This is a genomic window from Tardiphaga sp. 862_B3_N4_1 (assembly GCF_051811085.1).
GTDB lineage: Bacteria > Pseudomonadota > Alphaproteobacteria > Rhizobiales > Xanthobacteraceae > Tardiphaga > Tardiphaga robiniae.
On the sequence record NZ_JBPWQB010000001.1, the window covers coordinates 2,602,502 to 2,621,933 of the forward strand.

20 protein-coding genes are annotated in these 19,432 nt (G+C 60.6%); 9 read left to right on the forward strand and 11 right to left on the reverse strand.

The annotated features are described in order from the left end of the window. Nucleotides 1-124: 124 nt before the first annotated feature. Together AB8B02_RS12285 and AB8B02_RS12290 are read right to left on the reverse strand one after the other, a co-directional pair. Complete coding sequence (locus tag AB8B02_RS12285; protein WP_439064042.1) at nt 125-802, reverse strand: chromosomal replication initiator DnaA; 678 nt, start codon at nt 800-802, stop codon at nt 125-127. Between the two features lie 46 nt (nt 803-848). Further along, nucleotides 849-1,403 carry a CDP-alcohol phosphatidyltransferase family protein gene (locus AB8B02_RS12290; protein ID WP_068731090.1) on the reverse strand — a complete coding sequence of 185 codons (555 nt, stop codon included), beginning with the start codon at nt 1,401-1,403 and terminating at the stop codon, nt 849-851. Nucleotides 1,404-1,571: 168 nt separating this feature from the next. Between AB8B02_RS12290 and purM the strand changes: the two genes are divergently transcribed. Together purM and purN are read left to right on the forward strand one after the other, a co-directional pair. Continuing rightward, nucleotides 1,572-2,645 (forward strand): phosphoribosylformylglycinamidine cyclo-ligase, encoded by a 1,074-nt coding sequence (gene purM, locus AB8B02_RS12295; RefSeq protein WP_439064043.1) that lies wholly within the window; start codon nt 1,572-1,574, stop codon nt 2,643-2,645. 7 nt (nt 2,646-2,652) lie between these two features. Then, on the forward strand, nt 2,653-3,309 hold the full coding sequence (gene purN / locus AB8B02_RS12300) for a phosphoribosylglycinamide formyltransferase (RefSeq protein WP_439064044.1): 657 nt from the start codon (nt 2,653-2,655) through the stop codon (nt 3,307-3,309). Nucleotides 3,310-3,354: 45 nt separating this feature from the next. On the opposite strand, the gene AB8B02_RS12305 is transcribed toward purN, so the two are convergent. Together AB8B02_RS12305 and AB8B02_RS12310 are read right to left on the reverse strand one after the other, a co-directional pair. After that, entirely contained in the window at nt 3,355-5,040 is a 1,686-nt protein-coding gene (locus AB8B02_RS12305; protein ID WP_439064045.1) for a DNA/RNA non-specific endonuclease, read from the reverse strand. A gap of 560 nt (nt 5,041-5,600) precedes the next feature. Beyond that, nucleotides 5,601-6,425 (reverse strand): alpha/beta fold hydrolase, encoded by an 825-nt coding sequence (locus AB8B02_RS12310; protein WP_439058599.1) that lies wholly within the window; start codon nt 6,423-6,425, stop codon nt 5,601-5,603. Between the two features lie 337 nt (nt 6,426-6,762). Here AB8B02_RS12310 and AB8B02_RS12315 point away from each other — a divergent pair, with 337 nt between their 5' ends. Continuing rightward, a complete protein-coding gene (locus AB8B02_RS12315; RefSeq protein ID WP_231080487.1) occupies nt 6,763-7,800 on the forward strand; it encodes an alpha/beta fold hydrolase in 1,038 nt (345 codons plus the stop codon). A gap of 20 nt (nt 7,801-7,820) precedes the next feature. Next, nucleotides 7,821-8,771 (forward strand): fatty acid desaturase, encoded by a 951-nt coding sequence (locus AB8B02_RS12320; RefSeq protein WP_439064046.1) that lies wholly within the window; start codon nt 7,821-7,823, stop codon nt 8,769-8,771. Here AB8B02_RS12320 and AB8B02_RS12325 read toward each other — a convergent pair whose 3' ends face one another. Next, nucleotides 8,772-9,353: a TetR/AcrR family transcriptional regulator gene (locus AB8B02_RS12325; RefSeq protein ID WP_439064047.1), complete on the reverse strand. Its 582-nt coding sequence runs from the start codon at nt 9,351-9,353 to the stop codon at nt 8,772-8,774. A gap of 57 nt (nt 9,354-9,410) precedes the next feature. Continuing rightward, complete coding sequence (locus AB8B02_RS12330) at nt 9,411-11,378, reverse strand: adenylate/guanylate cyclase domain-containing protein (protein ID WP_439064048.1); 1,968 nt, start codon at nt 11,376-11,378, stop codon at nt 9,411-9,413. A 285-nt stretch (nt 11,379-11,663) separates the two neighbouring features. Here AB8B02_RS12330 and AB8B02_RS12335 point away from each other — a divergent pair, with 285 nt between their 5' ends. Continuing rightward, the gene (locus tag AB8B02_RS12335) at nt 11,664-12,047 is read left to right on the forward strand and encodes a hypothetical protein (protein ID WP_439064049.1); all 384 of its coding nucleotides are present in this window, start codon (nt 11,664-11,666) and stop codon (nt 12,045-12,047) included. Between the two features lie 123 nt (nt 12,048-12,170). Here AB8B02_RS12335 and AB8B02_RS12340 read toward each other — a convergent pair whose 3' ends face one another. Further along, nucleotides 12,171-12,374 carry a cold-shock protein gene (locus AB8B02_RS12340; RefSeq protein WP_089263958.1) on the reverse strand — a complete coding sequence of 68 codons (204 nt, stop codon included), beginning with the start codon at nt 12,372-12,374 and terminating at the stop codon, nt 12,171-12,173. 463 nt (nt 12,375-12,837) lie between these two features. On the opposite strand from AB8B02_RS12340, the gene AB8B02_RS12345 reads away from it, so the two are divergent. Beyond that, nucleotides 12,838-13,995: an autotransporter outer membrane beta-barrel domain-containing protein gene (locus tag AB8B02_RS12345; protein WP_439064050.1), complete on the forward strand. Its 1,158-nt coding sequence runs from the start codon at nt 12,838-12,840 to the stop codon at nt 13,993-13,995. 74 nt (nt 13,996-14,069) lie between these two features. On the opposite strand, the gene AB8B02_RS12350 is transcribed toward AB8B02_RS12345, so the two are convergent. Then, complete coding sequence (locus tag AB8B02_RS12350; RefSeq protein ID WP_093758307.1) at nt 14,070-14,903, reverse strand: TerC family protein; 834 nt, start codon at nt 14,901-14,903, stop codon at nt 14,070-14,072. Between the two features lie 83 nt (nt 14,904-14,986). Continuing rightward, nucleotides 14,987-15,409 carry a nucleoside-diphosphate kinase gene (gene ndk / locus AB8B02_RS12355; RefSeq protein ID WP_068731078.1) on the reverse strand — a complete coding sequence of 141 codons (423 nt, stop codon included), beginning with the start codon at nt 15,407-15,409 and terminating at the stop codon, nt 14,987-14,989. Between the two features lie 278 nt (nt 15,410-15,687). On the opposite strand from ndk, the gene AB8B02_RS12360 reads away from it, so the two are divergent. From AB8B02_RS12360 to AB8B02_RS12370, 3 genes are all read left to right on the forward strand, one after another. Further along, nucleotides 15,688-15,951 (forward strand): sulfur globule protein precursor, encoded by a 264-nt coding sequence (locus AB8B02_RS12360; protein WP_068731077.1) that lies wholly within the window; start codon nt 15,688-15,690, stop codon nt 15,949-15,951. Nucleotides 15,952-16,131: 180 nt separating this feature from the next. Further along, complete coding sequence (locus AB8B02_RS12365; protein ID WP_175366131.1) at nt 16,132-16,308, forward strand: hypothetical protein; 177 nt, start codon at nt 16,132-16,134, stop codon at nt 16,306-16,308. Between the two features lie 85 nt (nt 16,309-16,393). Next, entirely contained in the window at nt 16,394-18,256 is a 1,863-nt protein-coding gene (locus AB8B02_RS12370; RefSeq protein WP_439064051.1) for an ABC-F family ATP-binding cassette domain-containing protein, read from the forward strand. 40 nt (nt 18,257-18,296) lie between these two features. Here AB8B02_RS12370 and AB8B02_RS12375 read toward each other — a convergent pair whose 3' ends face one another. Together AB8B02_RS12375 and AB8B02_RS12380 are read right to left on the reverse strand one after the other, a co-directional pair. Further along, the gene (locus AB8B02_RS12375) at nt 18,297-18,890 is read right to left on the reverse strand and encodes a hypothetical protein (RefSeq protein ID WP_246297406.1); all 594 of its coding nucleotides are present in this window, start codon (nt 18,888-18,890) and stop codon (nt 18,297-18,299) included. A gap of 84 nt (nt 18,891-18,974) precedes the next feature. Further along, the gene (locus AB8B02_RS12380; RefSeq protein WP_093758304.1) at nt 18,975-19,427 is read right to left on the reverse strand and encodes a DNA polymerase III subunit chi; all 453 of its coding nucleotides are present in this window, start codon (nt 19,425-19,427) and stop codon (nt 18,975-18,977) included. Nucleotides 19,428-19,432: the final 5 nt, after the last annotated feature.

Here is a 19,432-nt window from a genome sequence, read left to right on the forward strand (position 1 = left end):
ATAGTGCCGGCAAATCACAGCGGACATTGCGTCAGTTGCGTGACGCTTCGATGACATTGAGGAACCTGCCTGCCGCGCCGTCAAGGCACGGTGTGACGCGCCGCGTTTGACGTCCAAGGCTAAGTCAGGCGTCGCGCAGCAGTTCCGCAGCCAATGCACGGGTCACCGGCCGCCCAAGCCGGAGCGCCTCGCTATCCAGCAATTCCACCGTATGGCGGGCGGCGGCGAATGACCGCTCGATGCGGCTGGCCACATAGCTGACCACGCTCTCGTCGATGCTGAGCTGGCGGTCGGCGCAAAACTTCACGATCAGCGCCCGAAACAACCCGTTATCCGGCGGCAGCAGATTGACTACCGGGATCGCACGGAGCCGCGACCGCAGATCGCGCAACTCGACCTCCATGGCGGCCGGGGCGACCCGCGCCGTAATCAGCACATAGGCGTTGTCCTGACGTGCCAGATTAAGAAGATGGAACAGCGCCCGCTCGTCGAAGGCACCGGCATTGAGATCCTCCACCACCAGTGCGTTGGTCACCAACTCAGCCGGAACCGTCGCAGCCGTCAGGCTGTGCGCCATGGTGGAGCGTGCCCCGGCCTCCTCGGCCCAGATCGCCGCCAGATGGCTCTTGCCGGACCCTTCCGGGCCGACAAGGAGCATGACCCGGTTCGGCCAGTCCGGCCAGCAGTCGATCAGTCCCAGCGCCTCGGCATTGGCCGGGCCCTCAAGGAAGTTGTCGCGGGACAGACTCTCCGCATGGGGCAGCGCGAACGCCAGTTGACGGGGTTGGACGCGGGCGACCACGCAAATACTCCTGCCGGCTCCGCCGGCGAACGTCACGAATACCGGTTTACCGGGGCTCTTGACCGGGTTCGATGGTGCTCATGTGTCGCATCCACTCGACGAGATAGAAGGACACAGAGAGCAGCGTCAAGACGGTCACAAAGCCCATTAAAATCAAATCGTAAGGCGAGGATTTGAAACCAAATCCGAGGGCAGCAAGAACCAAGGCTGCGAAGGCCACCTGCGCCACCGTATTGAGCTTCGATACCATCAGCGGCTTCATCGGGATCGGTTTGCCGAACAACCACGACACAATGACGGCGCCCACGATCATGATATCCCGCGACACCACGAGAATCACGATCCAGCGCGGAACTGCCCCCCATATCCCCAGGGAGACATAGATCGAGACCAGCAGCGCCTTATCGGCCAAGGGGTCGAGCAGCGCACCGAGTTCGCTGGCCATGTTGAAACGCTTGGCGAGAAAGCCGTCCACGGCATCGCTGACCCCCGCAATCACGAAGATTGCAAAGGCGATTTCCATCTGGTTCGAGGCAATCGCCCAGACGATCACGGGCACCAGCAGGATGCGCCCGAGGGTGATTAAATTGGGGATACTCACGCGGCGCTTCCCGGCTCCGGCCTGTTTCGCAATCCGAGCTTGGGGGCTCCGACCGGCTTACCGCCTACATAGTAATCGGGATAGCGTTTACGAGCCATTGCGCAGGCGGGGATTCCGACGTAACCAGCCGAAAATACACAGTTTCGCAGCTCCGGCAGGATACCCGGCATGACCGACCAGAAAAAAGGCCTCACTTACGCGGACGCGGGCGTCGATATCGATGCTGGCAACCGTCTGGTGGACCTCATCAAGCCGATGGTTCGCGCAACCGCCCGTGCCGGCGCTGACGCCGAGATCGGCGGCTTCGGCGGACTGTTCGACCTCAAGGCCGCCGGCTTCAAGGATCCGGTTCTCGTCGCCGCTACCGACGGCGTTGGCACCAAGGTCAAGATCGCTATCGAAGCCGGCATCCATAACGGCATCGGCATCGATCTCGTCGCCATGTCGGTCAACGACCTCGTGGTCCAGGGCGCCGAGCCGCTGTTCTTTCTCGACTACTTCGCATGCGGCAAGCTCGACCCAGAAGCCACCGCCTCAATTGTTGCTGGTATCGCAGAGGGCTGCCGTGAGTCCGGCTGCGCGCTCATCGGCGGCGAGACCGCCGAGATGCCCGGCCTGTACAAAGACGGCGACTACGACCTCGCAGGTTTCTCGGTCGGCGCTGCCGAGCGCGGCACGCTGCTGCCGACCAATGATATCGGCGTGGGCGATGCCGTCATCGGCATGGCCTCGTCTGGCGTCCACTCCAACGGCTTCTCGCTGGTCCGCAAGATTGTCGAGCGCACGGGCCTCTCTTACGCCGACAAAGCGCCGTTCTCGCCGGTGATGACGCTTGGCGGTGCGCTGCTGACCCCGACCCGGCTCTATGTGAAATCCTGCTTGCGCGCGATCCGCGAGACCGGCGCCGTGAAGGGCCTCGCGCATATCACTGGCGGCGGCTTCACGGACAACATCCCGCGCGTGCTGCCAAAGAACCTCGGCGTTCGCATCGACCTGCCCTCCCTCACCGTCCTGCCGGTGTTCAAGTGGCTGGCAAAGGAAGGCGATATCGCCGAACTCGAGCTGCTGCGCACCTTCAACTGCGGCGTCGGCATGATCGCCATCGTCAAGCGCGAAGCCGTGCAGCAGGTGATGGACATCCTGCGCGAGGGCGGCGAGACCGTGTCGCTGCTCGGCGACGTCATCGAAGCTGAGGGCGACGAGCGCGTCGTCTATGACGGACATCTCGAACTCAACCTGTGAGGCCGTGATGCGTCGCGTCGCCATCCTGATTTCCGGCCGCGGGTCGAACATGACCGCATTGATCGAGGCCGCCGCAGCAGATGGCTTCCCGGCCGAGATTGCGCTGGTGATTTCCAACAGGGTTGACGCTCCCGGCCTCGCCACTGCGCAGGCCAATGGCGTCAAGACGCTGGTGATCGAGAGCAAGCCGTTCGGCAAGGATCGCGCAGGCTTCGAGAAGCTGCTGCAGGCGACCCTCGACGAGCACAAGATCGAGCTGATCTGCCTCGGCGGCTTCATGCGCCTGTTCACGGCGGAATTCGTGCGACACTGGTACGGCCGGATGCTGAACATCCACCCGTCGCTGCTGCCCTCCTTCCCCGGCCTCGATCCGCACGGCCAGGCATTGCGCGCCGGCGTCAAGATTTCCGGCGCCACGGTGCATTTTGTCATTCCAGAGACCGATGCCGGCCCGATCGTGATGCAGGGCGCCGTGGCCGTGGCCGATAACGACACCCCCGACACCCTCGCCGCGCGCGTGCTCGACATCGAGCACAAGATCTATCCGCAGGCATTACGGCTGTTGGCCACCAACAGCGTCGGCATCACCGGCGACACCTGCACCACCAGTACCGGCGCCAGCGCCAGCCGCGACGACACGCTGATCTCACCGACGGTGATCTAGGCGAGACGTCCCGGGTCGCACTGCCCCGCACTGCAGCCCGGCAGGTCAGATTACGACGTCATCCATATCGTTGATCCACCGGGTTCTTCGCGTCGATTCCAGCGTCCCGTGTGCATCGAACGGCTTCACCACCGAGAAATCCAGACCGGTCGCCTCCTCGATCGCCACGATCGTGGTTTGAATCCTGCGCTTGCGCATTTCATCCACGGTGTACGGCTTCAATCCGGAGAACACCTTGGCCTCATACAGCGCCTGGACATACTGGGTCTGCCCGACGATGAACGCCGCCGCGGCGATCTTGGTCGTCGTCTTTTGCAGCACCGCCACTTTCCAGAACGAGAGCGGCACCTTCCACGGTCCGCCCTTGCGACCCTTGCCATAATAGGGATCGTCATCGCGATAGATCGGTCCGGTAAAAACCGTCAACCGCTTCTCGGAGGTCTGCGCCTTATCCAGCAGATAGTCCTCGAGATTGCCCCAGTCGATATCGTTGTAGCTTTGCACCTGCGGCGCTGCATTGGTGTAGTGGAACGTATCCTCGGAACCCGCTTGGGCTTCCTCAAGACGTTCCACATCGTCGGATAGTGCGCTCCAGCATGGATCGAGCAGACGGACCTGATGCCCCCGGCTGAATTGAACTGGATCGTTACCCTTGGCCTTTTCGTAGAAGGCACCGTCCGGCTGATACTCGTCCGCGATCCGCGCGTCGCGCCGCCACGTATCCTTTCGCTTACCGGGATGGATGAGTTTCCCCCCGGCAATGTTGACCGCCGTGATCAGTGGAAACTTGCGCTCTTCATGGATCACCGACGTAAAATGATGATAGGCCAGTTCATATCCCGAGCCATCCAGCAATGGCGCAACCTTGCCGGCGGCAAGCAGCGGTGCATAGATCGTCGCAAGATCGATGGGATTGCTCTTGAAGAACCCCGCATCATAGCCACGAACACCTGCCCAGCGTGACACTTGAAGCGGCTTACGGTCAGCCTCCAGAAGCGTCTCGCCAACCGATATGCCCTGGGACATCGGACTGAGGCCGAGCGACTTGTCGAGCCTGTCGAGAACGAGCCCTGCCTGCCGTTTTGCAAATCGTTCCTTTTCGAGCAGTGAAAAGATGGCACTGATCCGAATGCCTTCATTGGCGATCCATACCGGATCCTTGACGACTGCGCCGGGCTTGCTCGGCGCAGGAACCGCCTTGTGATGCAACGCCAGCACCTGCCACTGGTCATTCAGCACTGGCGCGCCCGAAGACCCCGGTTGCGTATCTGTCGAATAATGGATGAACTGACTAAGGTCGATCCCGACAGCCGAGGTTGGGTCAAGCGTGACGATCTGGCTGGCGCGGATCGCGATCTGCTTCGGTTCGCTGCCCGGATGCTGAATGATCGTGACCCATTCGCCATCGACTGCTTTGCCCGACAGCGGGATCAGTGGAAGCCGGCCGTAGCGGTCGAGCGGTACGCCGTCATCCGACAACGGCGTAATCGCCACAAAGGTGATATCGAGTTCGGCGTTGGTATAGAATATTTCATGCGGACGCAGGTTGAAGCAGACCGGATCGCGCAACACGCCATCGATGTCGTGCTCGTAGCCGAACTCGGCCTCACACTGGCTCGCCTCGTCTTCGTCGCCAAGCACGTGATGATTGGTGAGCAACAGTCGTGGTCCGACCAAAAAGCCGGTGCCGTACCACGCCCCGCCGTCACTCGGCACTCTGATCCGGCACACGGCCGCCGCTGCACGCTTGCCTCGATCCAGAAAATTGATCGACAGCAGATCGCTTTCGCCGATGATACGCTCGAACGCATTGGGATCGCTGCGCGGCGCCTCGAGGAAATTCTTGCGGATAGCAAAACGATCATCTGCCCCTTGGCTCGGCTGCGTCGTTTGGCGCGCGCTGAAGGCGGCACATAACTCGAATCCGCCCTGGATATGATCTTCTCCAGCTGTGCGGACAGTGCCGTCGATGTCGTTGCAACAACGTCTTTCTGAGACTCACTCGCTTCGTGACCGGAATCCATTGCGCGTCCCCACAAACCGCCCAAAAAATGCATCGTCAACAAAGCGCCCGTACCAAGTCGGCACGGCGCGCGCTATCAAAGGTTGCATATTGGCCTGATCGTAACTTTTCCGCAACGAGGACAACGCATTTATTGTTCGGCAGGCGCCCCGAACTGTCATATCCCGGTCATCAACGAGGGACCGCTCAGTTCGCGAGCGCCGGTCGCAGGACCATTAAAGACAATGTGAACGACGCAACACGCACTGCGTCGTTCACACTGGTTCGTTTAGCTGCGAACAAATGCCAGCAGATCCGGGTTGATCACATCCGCATGGGTGGTCAGCATGCCGTGCGGGAAGCCCGGATAGGTCTTCAGCGTGCCGTTCTTGAGCAGCTTCACCGTCAGTGGTGCAGCGTCGGCATAAGGCACGATCTGGTCATCATCGCCGTGCAAAACGAGCACCGGCACATCGATCGCCTTCAGGTCTTCGGTGAAGTCGGTTTCCGAAAATGCCTTGATGCAATCATAGTGCGCCTTGGCGCCGCCGATCATGCCCTGCCGCCACCAGTTGTCGATCACGCCCTGATAGACTTTCGCGCCCGGCCGGTTGAAGCCGTAGAATGGCCCGGCCGGGACATCGACGTAGAACTGCGCGCGGTTGGCAACAAGCGCAGCACGGAAGCCGTCGAACACTTCGAGCGGCAGGCCGCCGGGATTGTTCTCGGTCTTGAGCATGATCGGCGGCACGGCGCTGACCAGCACCGCCTTGGCGACGCGTCCCTTCTTGGCACGTGCGACGTAACGCGCAACTTCGCCGCCGCCGGTGGAGTGACCGATATGCACGGCGTCCTTGAGATCGAGTGCATCGGTGAGTTCGGCGACGTCGGCCGCATAGGTGTCCATCTCATTACCGGTCGCGGTCTGGCTGGAGCGACCATGGCCACGGCGGTCGTGCGCGATGACGCGATAGCCCTGATTGAGGAAGAACATCATCTGGTTGTCCCAGTCGTCCGCACTTAGGGGCCAGCCGTGATGAAACACGATCGGCTGCCCGGTGCCCCAATCCTTGTAAAAAATCTCGGTGCCGTCTTTGGTGGTGATGGTTCCCATGATCCAGACTCCTTTGAGTGGGTTGCGGGCAAGCGCGACTTCGAATTCGCAGCGGCTTATGCGGACAACTTGGCCGCTTTCCGCCTCTGCGCCGATGACAGGCCAGTGAATAGACTAACGGGCCGCAAGTCTCTTGTACGTTTCGAATACAAAAACAAGATGTCGCCGAGCCGCCAACGGGCGACGACCAGCTCCATGCTATTCAGGCGGCAATGCCGAAGTTTCGGCATTGCGCTCTTCGCCAATTAATATACCAATAGTACAGTTATTAAATTTTGTCGAGCGGATCGCTTGTCGCACCCTCGGCAAGCGTCAACGGACCTTCCGGAGCTGCAGCATGAATACGCCGAACGACTACCAGATCTTCGAGGCGGGTGACGTGCTGCTGCAATCCGGCCAGCGGCACCCGCGCCTGCAGCTTGCCTACAAGACCTATGGCGCACTCAATGCTGCCAAAGATAACGTCATCCTCTATCCGACGTCGTTCGGCGCACAACACTACGACACTGAGTGGCTGATCGCGCCGGGCGCCGCACTCGATCCGGACCGCTACTTCATCGTCATCCCCAATCTGTTCGGAAACGGGCTGTCGTCATCGCCATCGAATTCGCTGGAAGCTCTGGCTGGCGCCCCCTATCCGAACATCAGCTATCATGACGCTATTTCGATCCAGCATCGCCTGCTGACCGAGCAATTCGGCATCGCCCGTCTGGCACTAGTCTATGGCTGGTCGATGGGCGGCATGCAGGCCTATCACTGGGCCGCCCGCTATCCGGACATGGTGGCACGCGCGGCAGTGGTCTGCGGCAGCGCCCGTTGTTCGCCGTTCAACGCCGTGTTTCTCGAAAGCGTGCGGGCCGCTCTAACGACCGATCCTGCCTTTGTCGATGGCCGCTTTGCTTCGAAACCATTGGCCGGTCTCCGCGCCATGGGACGCGTCTATGCAGGCTGGGCGATGTCGCACGGCTTCTACCGCGATGAGCTCTGGCGTGAGGCCGGCTTCACCTCACTGGGAGACTATCTGACACGATCATGGGATGTCGCCTTTGCGCATCGTGATGCCAACAATCTGCTCGCTCAACTCTGGACCTGGCAAAATGGCGATATCAGCCGCTGCGATGAATTCCGTGGCGACTTCCGGAAAGCCATGGCTGCTATCAAGGCGCGCGTTCTGCTGATGCCCGGACAAACTGACAACTATTTTCAGGTTGGCGACAACGAAGACGAACTCCCCCTGCTAACCAACGCACGCAAGGCCGAACTGTGTCCGATCCCCTCGCTGCACGGACACCGCGCCGGCAATCCCGTCAAGATTCCAACCGACGCAGCCTTCATCAACATGAAGGTCTCCACGCTGCTCGCCGCCGACGCCTGAACCGAGAACGGAACGAACCGATGACGATGGATGCAGTTGGCCATGGCAAGATCGAAACCCGCGCCCTAACGCCCGCACAGCTGAAGGACCTGTCGGTTCGCGCCAATCTTCCGGGGCTCATTCGCTCGATCAGCCATTATGCCTTGATCGCTTTGGTTGGAACGCTGATCTGGCAGGTCGCCACCCGCTACGGCGTGGTGTGGGCGATCCCGCTGATCATCATCCAGGGTTATCTCATCGCCTTCCTGTTCATGGCGGTGCACGAGGCCGCGCACAAGACTGTGTTCACCAGCCGGCGGCTGAACGAGGCCCTCGGCCATGTCTCGTCGCTGATGATCGTTCTACCCTATGAACACTATGCGCTATTTCACTGGGACCATCACCGCTTCACGCAGGATCCCGACCGCGATCCTGAACTCGTCACCGCGACAATTCCATCGTCGGATACCAGGCTCGCGATTGCCTATACCGGCATCGTGCAACTGACCAACCGGATCCGCCTGCTGGTCCGGCGTGCCGTGACCGGACAAGCCGTAGCGCCGTGGATCCCGGAATCCAAGCAAGGCATGGTGGTGCGCGAAGCCCGCATCTATGCCCTCGTCTATCTGGCGCTGCTGATCGCTTCTATCGCCTTCTCCAGCACGATGCTGCTGTGGTGCTGGCTCGTCCCGCTCTATGTCGGCCAGCTATTCCTGCGGCCCTATCTCTATGCCGAACACACCGGCTGCGAGCATACCCGCAGCGCCTATGAGAACACCCGCACGACCTATACCGATAGGCTGACGAAGTGGTTCACCTGGAACATGCCATTCCATGTCGAACATCACGCCTATCCGTCGGTGCCCTTCCACGCATTGCCAAAGCTCAACGCCATCATCGACGAACGTATCACGCATCGCGGTTGGGGTTACCGGGCCGTCACACGCGAAACCTGGCGCTGGTTTCGCCGCGCGCGGCAAGGCGGCATCTGACTATTGCACCGACAACACGGATTTGACGAGCTTGCGGGCATAGTCGGCCGTCAGCGGCCGAAATCCAAAGACATACTCATAAAACAGCGTGCCATAGATCCGATCATAGAGATCGCCGGCTGGCTCCGAAGCAACGATGCTGCCGTCCTTCTGGCCGTCCTTGATAATCGCCAGCGATATGTCCCGGCGGATACCGAGATAGCGTTCGGAGAAGATTTTCGCTGAACCGGTCCGCGAGATGCATTCGGCGATGACAGCGAGCTGTACCTTGCCAAAATCGCTGTTCAGCGCCACGGCATAGGCGGTGGCATGTTTCGTGATGCGCGTGAACGGATCGCCGCTCTCGGAAAGCGGTAGCATGGTCGACGCCTGCCGCAGAAATGCGTCGATCAGTACCGCTTCGCGCGACGGCCACCATTTATATATCGTCATCTTGGAAACGCCGGAATCCCGCGCAATCGCATCGATGGTCGTCGCAGCAAGCCCCTCAGCCGCCATCATGCGATAGGCGCTGTCCAGGATCGCATCCTCGGTCTCGACCGATCGAGGACGACCTCGCCGCACCGGGGTCACGTCGGTCATCGTCGCAATATTTCTCTGTTGGCTGCCATGCGTTCACTATAGCGCGGCCCCCTTAGATCAAACAGGGAAATTGGCGTGGCGATCAGACGCGGCGACGGAATGTTGGTCTCGCGCACCGAGCAACTCATAGATCTGCACTTCCGCGGCAAAGCCTTTCGGCTTGATCCGGGCGACGCTGCGGAAAAGGAACAGGGAGTCCACCCGCTCCTTGACGGCTTCGCTGACCAGGACGCTGGTTCCGTAGTCCTTGTTCAGCGTCTCGAGCCGTGACGCGAGATTTACGGTCGCGCCGAGCGCCGTGTAGTTCATGCGGTCGGGTGACCCGATATTGCCGATCATGACATCGCCGACATGCAGGCCAAACCGGGTCCTGTAGACGGGCCAGCCCTCACGCTCGAATTCCTCATTGAGCTTCCGATTGGCTTCGACGCAATCGAGCACAGCGGCGCAAGCCTGCGCGACATGGTTGGTGTGCTCGACGGGTGCGTTCCACAGCCCCATAACCGCATCGCCGATATATTTATCGACCGTGCCCTGATGCGTAGCAATGACGTCCGAAATCGCAGCGAAATAGCGCGACGTGTAGAGCATCACCCGGGTCGGATCTTCGTTCTCCGTCATTCCCGTGAAATTCTCGACATCCGTGAACAGGATGGTCGCTTCGCGGCGCTCTCCGCCCAATTGCATGGCCGTGCCGGTTTCGACCAGTTGCTGAACCAGACGCTTAGGAACGAAATTCGAGAATGTCTGCACCAGCGTACGCATGGTGAAGACCGATCGGCCGAGATCGTCGATTTCGCGGATCGGCGAACGCAGTTGCGGCATCGACGAAAACCGGAAATTCTGGATGCGATCGACCTCGCGCGCCAAAATTCGCAGGGAGAGCGACAGCTTGTTGCCGATCCAGAACGCAATCGGTACGGCCGCGAGCACAAAACAAAATGCGAGAATGAAGAGCGTGCGCTTTTCTTGCTCGATCTCGGCATAGAACTCATCGAGCGGAGCGAAGAAGCCAACGCGAAGATTGGCCGATCCAGCCATCTCTACAGGCCTGAATGCCGCCGCATAGGCACGCCCGGTTCCGTCATCGAAGAACTGTTGTTCAACGCCGGTCTGGCGCCACGCCTTGATAGCCGCAGTAGCGCCGATCGTATCGACATCGCTCAGTCGCGGCAGCTCCGACAGTTTGTTCGGCACACTCGTGGCTTCAAGCCAGCGGGACATCTCGGGATGCGCCAGCACCCGGTCGGCATCGTCGAACAGATAGGCCACCCCCGAATGCCCAAGCTGCTGCTTGCGCAGCATGGCCTCGGCTTCACTGAGCAGGATATCGCCGGCCACAACACCCCGCTGCCCCTCGACAATGGGCATCCGCAGCGTGTAGCCGATGTCACCGGTCTGATAGAAAATATAGGGCTCGGTCAGCAGACTGGCATTGGGCTCGAAGGCGCCGCGATACCACGGCCGAACGCGAGGATCGAAATCGACAGGCCCGGGCAGACTTGCCAAAGGCCGCAGCGCATCGTCGAGATAGGAGGTCGTGGTCTGAAGCGGTCCAAAATCGCCTGCTTTCACGATCGTGAACAGGCGAAATCTGGCCCCGTCCGGCGCCCCGAAGCGCGCTTTCACCCCAGCTCCCGTTCGGTCGATCAGGTCCATTTCCAGGAACGAGCCGTCCTCATATCCCATGTACAGGCTGAAGAGCTGCTTGTTGTTGCGCAGCATCGACGCCAGCAGGATGTTCAGCCGCGGGTTATTCTTGAGCTCCGCGGACTGGACCGATGTGATACCGCGCAGGATATCCAGATTGTCGTGAACGCTCTTGAGCTGCGCATCGATGCGATCGGTCGCAGCCTGCGCGACCACGCTGAGATACGACGAAGCCGCGGTCCGGATGATCGTATTGACCCTGCTGAAGCTGAGATAAACCAGCGCCAGACCGACCGTCAGGACGACGCCGACGAACAAGGCAATGATCGACGTCCTGAAGCCAATCCGGAAACGCGATCTCGCCGGCACCGTCATCGCAGGATGCTCCACACGCCAGCCAATCTGGCACCGCATATCGACAGGCCAGACCTGGCTGCGCCGGACGGGACGTCTCGCGGTATCATGATTCCGCCACGCAAGCGCAATTGCCGAGTATCTTTACGGTAAAGAAACCCGATCCGTGCTTACGACATCGGACAATGAGCTCACCTCGTCCAGTACGCCGGCAAGCGCCACGAGCTGCGACGATTGCAATGCCTCAATGGCAACTGCATAATTGAAACAATTGACTATTTTGGCTGTCACTTAAGGAAATGAAGAATGACGGGCGCCGATCTGGATGTGATCATCCGGCAGACTGCTAAGCAGCAAAACAAGACACTGATGGCAGCCGTCAAGGCACAACGCGATCGCTATGCGGGCCTGGCCGTAAAGGCCAAGGACAAGACCGCCAAGGACCGTTTCAAGCAACTGGCGAAGGACGTGACGGAGCAAGGCATGGCCGCCGCCAAGCGCCTTCAGATGTCCGCCGATAATGCCGCCGATAGCTATGCGCGATCGATGCGTAAGGCCGTTGAAGCACTTCAGATCGCAGAAGCAGCGCAAGTGATGAAGGCTCAGAACGCCGAAAAGGACACGGCCCCCAAGAAGGCTGTACCCGCCAAGAAAACGGCCAAAAAGGCGAAGAAGCCAAAGAAGCGATAATGCGGGCATAACCTCGCCCGCTCGGCACGATCCGCACCGGAGCTACAAAAGGCCCGGCTTGCGCCGGAGTTACATCAGTCGGCCGGCCCATATGTATGTCAGGGTCGGCACAGCAAGACTTAGTTATGAGACCTTGAGGTTCTCGGCAGACGCCTTGCCGCGATTTTCCACCAGGTCGTATTCGATGGTCTGATTTTCATTGAGGGTGCTAAGGCCCGCGCGCTCCACGGCGGAGATGTGCACGAAGACATCCTTGTCGCCGACAGTCGGCTTGATGAAGCCATAACCCTTGGTGGGGTTGAACCATTTGACGGTGCCCTTCTGCATCGCCTGTCTCCCGATCTAGATACAAAAAAGACGCGGCCACGCATCATGCGTACCACGCCACAAGCGGGCTTCCCGGTGTCTGCTGAATGTCCTGCTCGCAAAACGCACAGTCGAACGGCCTCAATCCGATTGCGCAAGAATTCCAACATGAAAATTTTGGCTACGCAAGTCTTCGGCTTTTTACGGCAGAGGTTTTGATATCCCCGGCCGCGTTCAAACGTACCTATCGAAAGCCGCTGACCGGACCCATGAGCAGACGTGCCGGATTGAAACATCGTCGGCCCGTCCTGCGTGAATGGCCATAACGTGATGAAAAGCGACACGAATCCGCTGTGGCAATCGCACAACAATACGCGTCAATCGCCACCGGAGGCGCTCAATGCGCAGCGGCAATGCTCATTGGATCGCGTATGCTCTGCCGCAGTCGAACGGCACTGCAGCGACAATTTCGAAACGAGTAACAATGCGCGATCCATCGCGATACGCCCAAACGGACAGGCGCCCGGCTGCCAGTCGGCAACGCCGGACCATTGTACTCGGCCTTGCCGTCGCGCTTGTCGTTGCGCCTTCGCTTGCATCCGCCCAGGTCGCGCCGCCGCCTACCACGCCGCCCCCAACCACGCCGCCACCGCCAGCAGCCGCACCGGTGCCCTCATCGACCGACTTCAACGCCGGGCAATCCGCCGGCATCGCCATCAGCGATCTCGGTAGCCAGTTCCTGCGCCGCCTCGGCGATCAGGCAAGCTACGGCTTCAACCGCGCGTCGCGCGCCAATCCCGGCGGCGGCGGTGCGTCGGAGACCACCGAGACGCCCCGCTTCCGAAGCTGGGCCGAATTCTATGGCGTTGGCGCGCATACCAGCACGATCGGGGATTTCGTCGGCGACAAGCGCCGGACCATCGGCGGCGTCGCCGGGATCGGCGCGCGGCTGATGCCGGGTGTCAATGTCGGGCTGTCGGTGGACCAGAGCCACACCACGATCGATGTTCCGCTGGCGCTGCAATCAGCGACGCTCGACCTCACGCAAATCGGAGTCAACGCTTCGGTCGACCAAGGCGCCTGGACCTGGGCAATCGCATTGGTGCACGGCTTCGGCGACATCAGCTCGCGCCGCGACACGGGTCTGGGGCTCGCGAGCGCCGGCTACAATGCGCGGATCGACGGCGCGCTCACCGAGCTGAGCTATTACTGGAGTTACGAACAGGCACGGATCGTGCCCAAGGCTGCTTTCGAATACACCCGCGCGACGACCGGCGCGATGCAGGAGCTTGGCGGCCTCAATCCTGTCAACGCGAGCGGCGCCTCAGCCGAGCGTGCGCGTATCCTGATTGGCGCAGAAGTCGGTCGTTACTGGATATTCGATCAGAAGATTCTGGATCTGTCGGGCTATGCCAAATTCGTCGACAACGTGCATCAGCGCTTTAGCAACGTCACGGTTAGCCTGGGTTCCGAGAGCATCACCGTTCAGGGGATTGGCGAAAGCCAGTACGGCGCGGATGCCGGCGCATCGGCGTCGCTGAGCCTCAGCAACACCGCGCGTCTCTATCTCAATTATGACGGCAAGTTCCGCGCCTATTCGCAGTCCCACCAAGGAACGCTGGGCGTCGAATTCAAGTTCTAGAAATGATCAGGTTCTAGAAACAAAAAAGTGGGCGAAAGGCAAATACCCCTCGCCCACCCTGCGCTTTTAATGCGTTAGGCTGCCTGTTCGGCGTGCCCTGCCATGCTGCGACGACGCCACAACGTTCCGACAGCGAGCACCACAGCGACACCAATCAGACCGCAGACGATCTCGCCACCATGTCCCCCATTGGTGAAACGAACGCCAAGGCCCAGCGATGACATCAGGCTGTCGAGGCCAGTGCCGACCGAGCCGCTGAAGAAGCTGTGCATCAGCGGCAGGACCGCAGGATCCGTCGCGATCACTTCGCCGGCGACCCAGCCCAGCAGGGCCGCACCGAGCCAGACCAGAACGGGCAGACGGGTCAGCAGCGCCATGATCAGCGCCGCGCCGGCGACGATCAGCGGGACGCTGATGGCCAGGCCAAGGATCAGCAGCGGCACGCTGCCATTGGCAGCGGCAGCAACTGCAATGACGTTGTCGAGGCTCATCACGATGTCGGCAACGACGACGATCTGCACGGCGGCCCACAGATGCGAGGCAGCCTTTACGCCGTCCTCTTCTTCCTGCTCGGGGACCAGCAGTTTGGCCGCGATCACGATCAGCGCGAGACCACCCACCAGCTTGAGGTATGGCAGTTCCATCAATGTGGCGACGATGCCGGTGAAAATGATGCGCAGGATGACGGCCGCAGCGGCACCGAGGATCATGCCCCACATGCGCTGCTTCGGTTCGAGACCGCGGCAGGCCAGTGCAATCACCAGCGCGTTGTCGCCGGACAGCAGAACGTTGATCCAGATGATCTTGCCAACGGCTACCCAGAATGCGGGCTGCTGCATTTCGACCTGAAACTGAACGAAAACCGACTTGATCGTCGCCGGATCGAGAATATGCAGCAACCAGTCCACAGCGCGCCCCTTTGTTTGTTCGTTTTGATTGGAAAGGTCGGCGCGCCCCCGCGCGCCGACCGGTCGTCAATTCGGCTGGAAGTTTAGCCGACGATCTCGTTGCCCGAGAAGAACTGTGCGATCTCGATCGCCGCAGTTTCCGGAGCGTCCGAACCATGAACCGAGTTCTCGCCGATCGACTTGGCGTGAAGCTTGCGGATGGTGCCATCAGCAGCCTTCGACGGATCGGTTGCGCCCATCACATCGCGATGCTTGAGGACGGCGTTCTCGCCTTCCAGCACCTGCACGACAACCGGACCCGAGGTCATGAAGTCCACCAGTTCGCCGAAGAAGGGGCGTTCCTTGTGAACGGCGTAGAAGGTGCCGGCCTGTTCGCGGGTCATGCGGATGCGCTTTTGCGCGACGATCCGCAGGCCGGCCTTTTCGATCAGCGCGTTGATCGCACCGGTCAGATTGCGCTCGGTCGCGTCGGGCTTCAGAATCGAAAAGGTACGCTCGATAGCCATGATTTATCCTTGAATAACAGTCGCTGGAAGATGGCGGCTTATATCGACGCCATCCGGGAACGGCAAGCGATCCGTCTAAATGTCGCAGGCCCCTTTTTGGCCAATCCCGTGCCGAAATTACCGAGATGTCATCCACATGAACCATTCCTGACAGGATTGGCGCGATCCGGTTCAGCTTCCTCCTCCTAGACTGCCTGCAATGACCCCGGCCAACGGCATTTGCCCCCGGTGCCATGTTCACGGCAGGCGCAACACGCGCCGTACCAGAGGAGATGAGAATGTTCCGCAAGATCGCACTGACTTTGGTTGCAGCGGCCTCATTGGGCGCCGCGGCGCTGGCTCCGACCTCGGCTTCCGCCTGGGGCGGCCACGGCGGATGGCACGGCGGTGGCTGGCATGGCGGCGGATGGCATCGCGGCTGGGGCGGGCCACGCTTCGTCGGCGGGCCGGTTTACGGCTATGGCGGCGGCGGATGTCTCGTCCGCCGGGTCGTTCCGACCCCGTGGGGACCGCGTTGGCGACTGGTCAATCGCTGCTACTGACGCTCCACGAGCAGAGAAATACCGCCCGGCCGTTCCCTCGGCCGGGCTTTTTCTTGGCAGATCCATCGACGATTCATCGAATTTTGACTCAAACAGCCTCAAATCCATAAATCTTGAAACAATTTCGGCCCGGACGACTTGCCTTAGTGTCATTCAACTGCCACGAGCGCCGGGAAGACAATGCAGAACCAGTTCATCAATGATGGCGAAGAACACATCGACCGCACCACCAGCGTGGCGATCTGCAATGCCATCGGCGAGCGGTTGCGCCGTGATATCGGGTCGGATGATGACACCCTGCCCTCCCATCTCCAGACGTTGATCGACCGGATGCGGCAGCAGGACGAAAAGCGGTAGCCGTTGACGGCATAATTGACCTTCCGCGCACCAGCAGCGAGCAAATCGGGGTTGCCTTTGTGCGTCGCAGCGGTGACAACCCCGCATGCTTTCCATCACAGACATTTCGATCCGGATCGCCGGACGCCTGCTCATTGACGAGAGCACGGTACAGATTGCGCCGGGAGCCCGCGTGGGTTTCGTGGGCCGCAACGGCGTCGGTAAATCGACACTTTTTCACGCCATTCGCGGCGATCTGGCCACCGAAACCGGAAGTATTTCGATTCCGCCCCGCTGGCGTATCGGCAGCCTCGCCCAGGAGGCGCCGGACGGCCCCGAAAGCCTGATCTCCGTCGTCTTGAAAGCCGATCTCGAGCGCGACGCATTGCTGAAGGAAGCTGAGACCGCCTCCGATCCGGAGCGCATTTCCGACATCCAGACCCGCCTTGTCGATATCGATGCGCATTCCGCGCCCGCTCGCGCCGCAGCGATTCTGAGCGGCCTTGGCTTTTCGGCTGACGCCCAGTTGCGCTCCTGTTCCGAATTCTCTGGCGGCTGGCGCATGCGCGTCGCGCTTGCGGCCACGTTGTTCTCAGCGCCGGACCTGTTGCTGCTGGACGAACCGACCAACTATCTGGATCTCGAAGGCACGCTGTGGCTCGAGGATCATCTCGCCAACTATCCGCGCACGGTCATCGTCATCAGCCATGACCGCGACCTGCTCGATACGTCGGTGAACGAGATCCTGCATCTCGACCGTGGCAAGCTCGTGCATTATCGCGGGACTTACTCAAATTACGAAGAGTTCCACGCTAACAAGGAGGCACTCGACGCCAAGAACGTCAAGCGTCAGGAAGCCGAGCGCAAGCGGCTGCAGGACTTCGTCGATCGCTTCAAGGCCAAGGCCTCCAAGGCACGTCAGGCACAATCGCGCGTAAAGATGCTTGAGCGCATGAAGCCAATCTCGGCGCTAGTAACGCAAGACGTGCGCGAGATCGTCTTCCCTGCGCCCGAAAAGATCCTGTCGCCGCCGATTCTCGCAGTGGACAATGTGTCGGTCGGCTATGAGCCCGGCAAGCCGGTCCTCAATCAGGTGACACTCCGCATCGATACCGAGGATCGCATTGCCCTGCTCGGCTCCAACGGCAACGGCAAGTCGACGCTGGTCAAGCTGCTGGCAAACAAGCTGAAGCCATTTTCGGGATCGATTACGCGCGCCGACAAACTGTCGATTGCTTACTTTGCCCAGCATCAGCTCGACGAATTGGTGATGGACAACTCCGTCTATGATCACGTCCGCAAGCTGATGCCCGACATGCCGGAATCGAAAATCCGCGCGCGCGCCGGCAATATCGGCTTTTCCGGCAAGGCCGCGGATACGATCGTAAAAAGCCTGTCCGGCGGCGAAAAGGCGCGGCTACTGCTGGGGCTCGCGACGTTCTACGGTCCGAACATGATCATTCTGGACGAACCGACCAACCATCTCGATATCGACAGCCGCGCAGCGCTGGCCGAAGCGATCAACGAATTCCCCGGCGCGGTGATCATGGTCTCGCATGATCGCTATCTGATCGAGGCCTGCGCAGACCAGCTCTGGGTCGTGGCCGACCGCACCGTCACCAATTTCGACGGCGATCTCGACGACTATCGCAAAGTCGTCATGCAAGCCCGCGGCATGCGCGCGCCGACACGCGACCGCGCAAACACGGACCGCGAAAAGCTGGCGAAGCCTAAAGAAAAGAAGGTCCCGCTCAAGCAGCAGGTCGCCGAAGCAGAATCCGAGATGGAGCGGATCACCGCCATCATCGCCAAGATCGATACTGCGCTCGCATTGCCTGACCTGTTCAAGAAAGATCCGAAGCAGGCCACGCAACTCACCAAAGCGCGCGCCGCTGCGGCGGACGCATTGCAACGCGCCGAAGAGCAATGGCTGAGCGCGAGTTCTCTGCATGAAGAAGCGAACGGCTGAAAACGCAGCCGTCGCTTACTTCGACATCATCACGAAAAGATCAGGTCGCGGCGCGCTTCTTCGCCTTCGGACGCGCGGTCTTCGGCTGCTCAACTTCCGGACCGCGTTCGACCACGGTCAGACGACCGGCGGTAAACGTATAGATGCCAGCGCGCGGACCGCGCAGATAGGTCAGCACGGCAACGCGATCGCCGCGCGGGCTGGTCGAGAGACTGACATTGTCTGGTGCGCCTGCACCGCGCGCCACGTCGCATTCGGTATGGCCGAGCGCCACGACGCCAGTTTGAACCGGCGCACCTGCGGTACCATCGGCAAGCGCGTTGGCATCACGCGGCGCCATGCCCGGGCACGCACCGTCAGCGCTGATGAGATCCTGCGGACTGACGGCCTGCTCAGGCGACAGCGGCGGCGTCTCAATCGAAACATTCTTGATGAACACGCGACCTGGCTTGGAGAACCAGTCGGCATCCTTGGACAGCAGGTCCGTGGAGAATGCGTCACCGCCCACGCCGGCGCAGCCAGCAAGCAATGGCGCAGCAAGCAGCAGCACGAGCAGACCGTTTCGATGAAGCTTTTCTTGTCGCACGATTACGCAACCCCAAGACAGGCGATAAGCGCCTGTAACATCATTCATTTGCGGCACCACCATGACACAGCGGCAGATACCGGTGAGGAAATCTACAATTATCATTAATTGCAGCAGATCGCCAATCGCCAGCTAATTCTTACGCTGCCACCGGCCACGTTCATCGGTCTGCCAGTAAGTGGCGGTAAAGCCCCTCGCCTTACAATCAGTCCAGGCTGCTCGCGCTGCAGCGAGCGCATCGGCATCGTCGCCGTTGAATACCAGCACCATGCGCTCATAGCCGTCGGCATCCGCCGGCACTGCTGCGCTGTCCACAAGGAACCGGACCTGGGCACGATTGGGATTCCCCTCTTCGATCGCGAGAATGATCGGCTGATCCGCAGCGTCCGCCACACGCCAGGTGGCGTGCGGCAGAAATGAATCATCACGATAGGTCCACAAATGCGCATCGAGCGCATCGGCGCGTTCTTCTGACGTGGATTGCACCACGACACGCCAGCCGCGCTCGAGTGACTTCTCGAGCAGCGGCGGCAGCACGCTCTCCAGCGTCATGTTCTGCAGGTGATAGAACAGGACCTCGGTCATCGTGT

Excerpts from the sequence above, each read along its gene's own strand:
- AB8B02_RS12310 (WP_439058599.1), bottom strand. The coding sequence starts at position 6,425 with ATGGGAACCATCACCACCAAAGACGGCACCGAGATTTTTTACAAGGAT.
- AB8B02_RS12370 (WP_439064051.1), top strand. The coding sequence starts at position 16,394 with ATGCTTTCCATCACAGACATTTCGATCCGGATCGCCGGACGCCTGCTC.
- AB8B02_RS12345 (WP_439064050.1), top strand. The coding sequence starts at position 12,838 with ATGCGCGATCCATCGCGATACGCCCAAACGGACAGGCGCCCGGCTGCC.
- AB8B02_RS12320 (WP_439064046.1), top strand. The coding sequence starts at position 7,821 with ATGACGATGGATGCAGTTGGCCATGGCAAGATCGAAACCCGCGCCCTA.
- AB8B02_RS12380 (WP_093758304.1), bottom strand. The coding sequence starts at position 19,427 with ATGACCGAGGTCCTGTTCTATCACCTGCAGAACATGACGCTGGAGAGC.
- AB8B02_RS12325 (WP_439064047.1), bottom strand. The coding sequence starts at position 9,353 with ATGACCGACGTGACCCCGGTGCGGCGAGGTCGTCCTCGATCGGTCGAG.
- AB8B02_RS12360 (WP_068731077.1), top strand. The coding sequence starts at position 15,688 with ATGTTCCGCAAGATCGCACTGACTTTGGTTGCAGCGGCCTCATTGGGC.
- AB8B02_RS12335 (WP_439064049.1), top strand. The coding sequence starts at position 11,664 with ATGACGGGCGCCGATCTGGATGTGATCATCCGGCAGACTGCTAAGCAG.
- purN (WP_439064044.1), top strand. The coding sequence starts at position 2,653 with ATGCGTCGCGTCGCCATCCTGATTTCCGGCCGCGGGTCGAACATGACC.
- AB8B02_RS12365 (WP_175366131.1), top strand. The coding sequence starts at position 16,132 with ATGCAGAACCAGTTCATCAATGATGGCGAAGAACACATCGACCGCACC.
- AB8B02_RS12375 (WP_246297406.1), bottom strand. The coding sequence starts at position 18,890 with ATGAATGATGTTACAGGCGCTTATCGCCTGTCTTGGGGTTGCGTAATC.
- AB8B02_RS12330 (WP_439064048.1), bottom strand. The coding sequence starts at position 11,378 with ATGACGGTGCCGGCGAGATCGCGTTTCCGGATTGGCTTCAGGACGTCG.
- purM (WP_439064043.1), top strand. The coding sequence starts at position 1,572 with ATGACCGACCAGAAAAAAGGCCTCACTTACGCGGACGCGGGCGTCGAT.
- ndk (WP_068731078.1), bottom strand. The coding sequence starts at position 15,409 with ATGGCTATCGAGCGTACCTTTTCGATTCTGAAGCCCGACGCGACCGAG.
- AB8B02_RS12315 (WP_231080487.1), top strand. The coding sequence starts at position 6,763 with ATGAATACGCCGAACGACTACCAGATCTTCGAGGCGGGTGACGTGCTG.
- AB8B02_RS12340 (WP_089263958.1), bottom strand. The coding sequence starts at position 12,374 with ATGCAGAAGGGCACCGTCAAATGGTTCAACCCCACCAAGGGTTATGGC.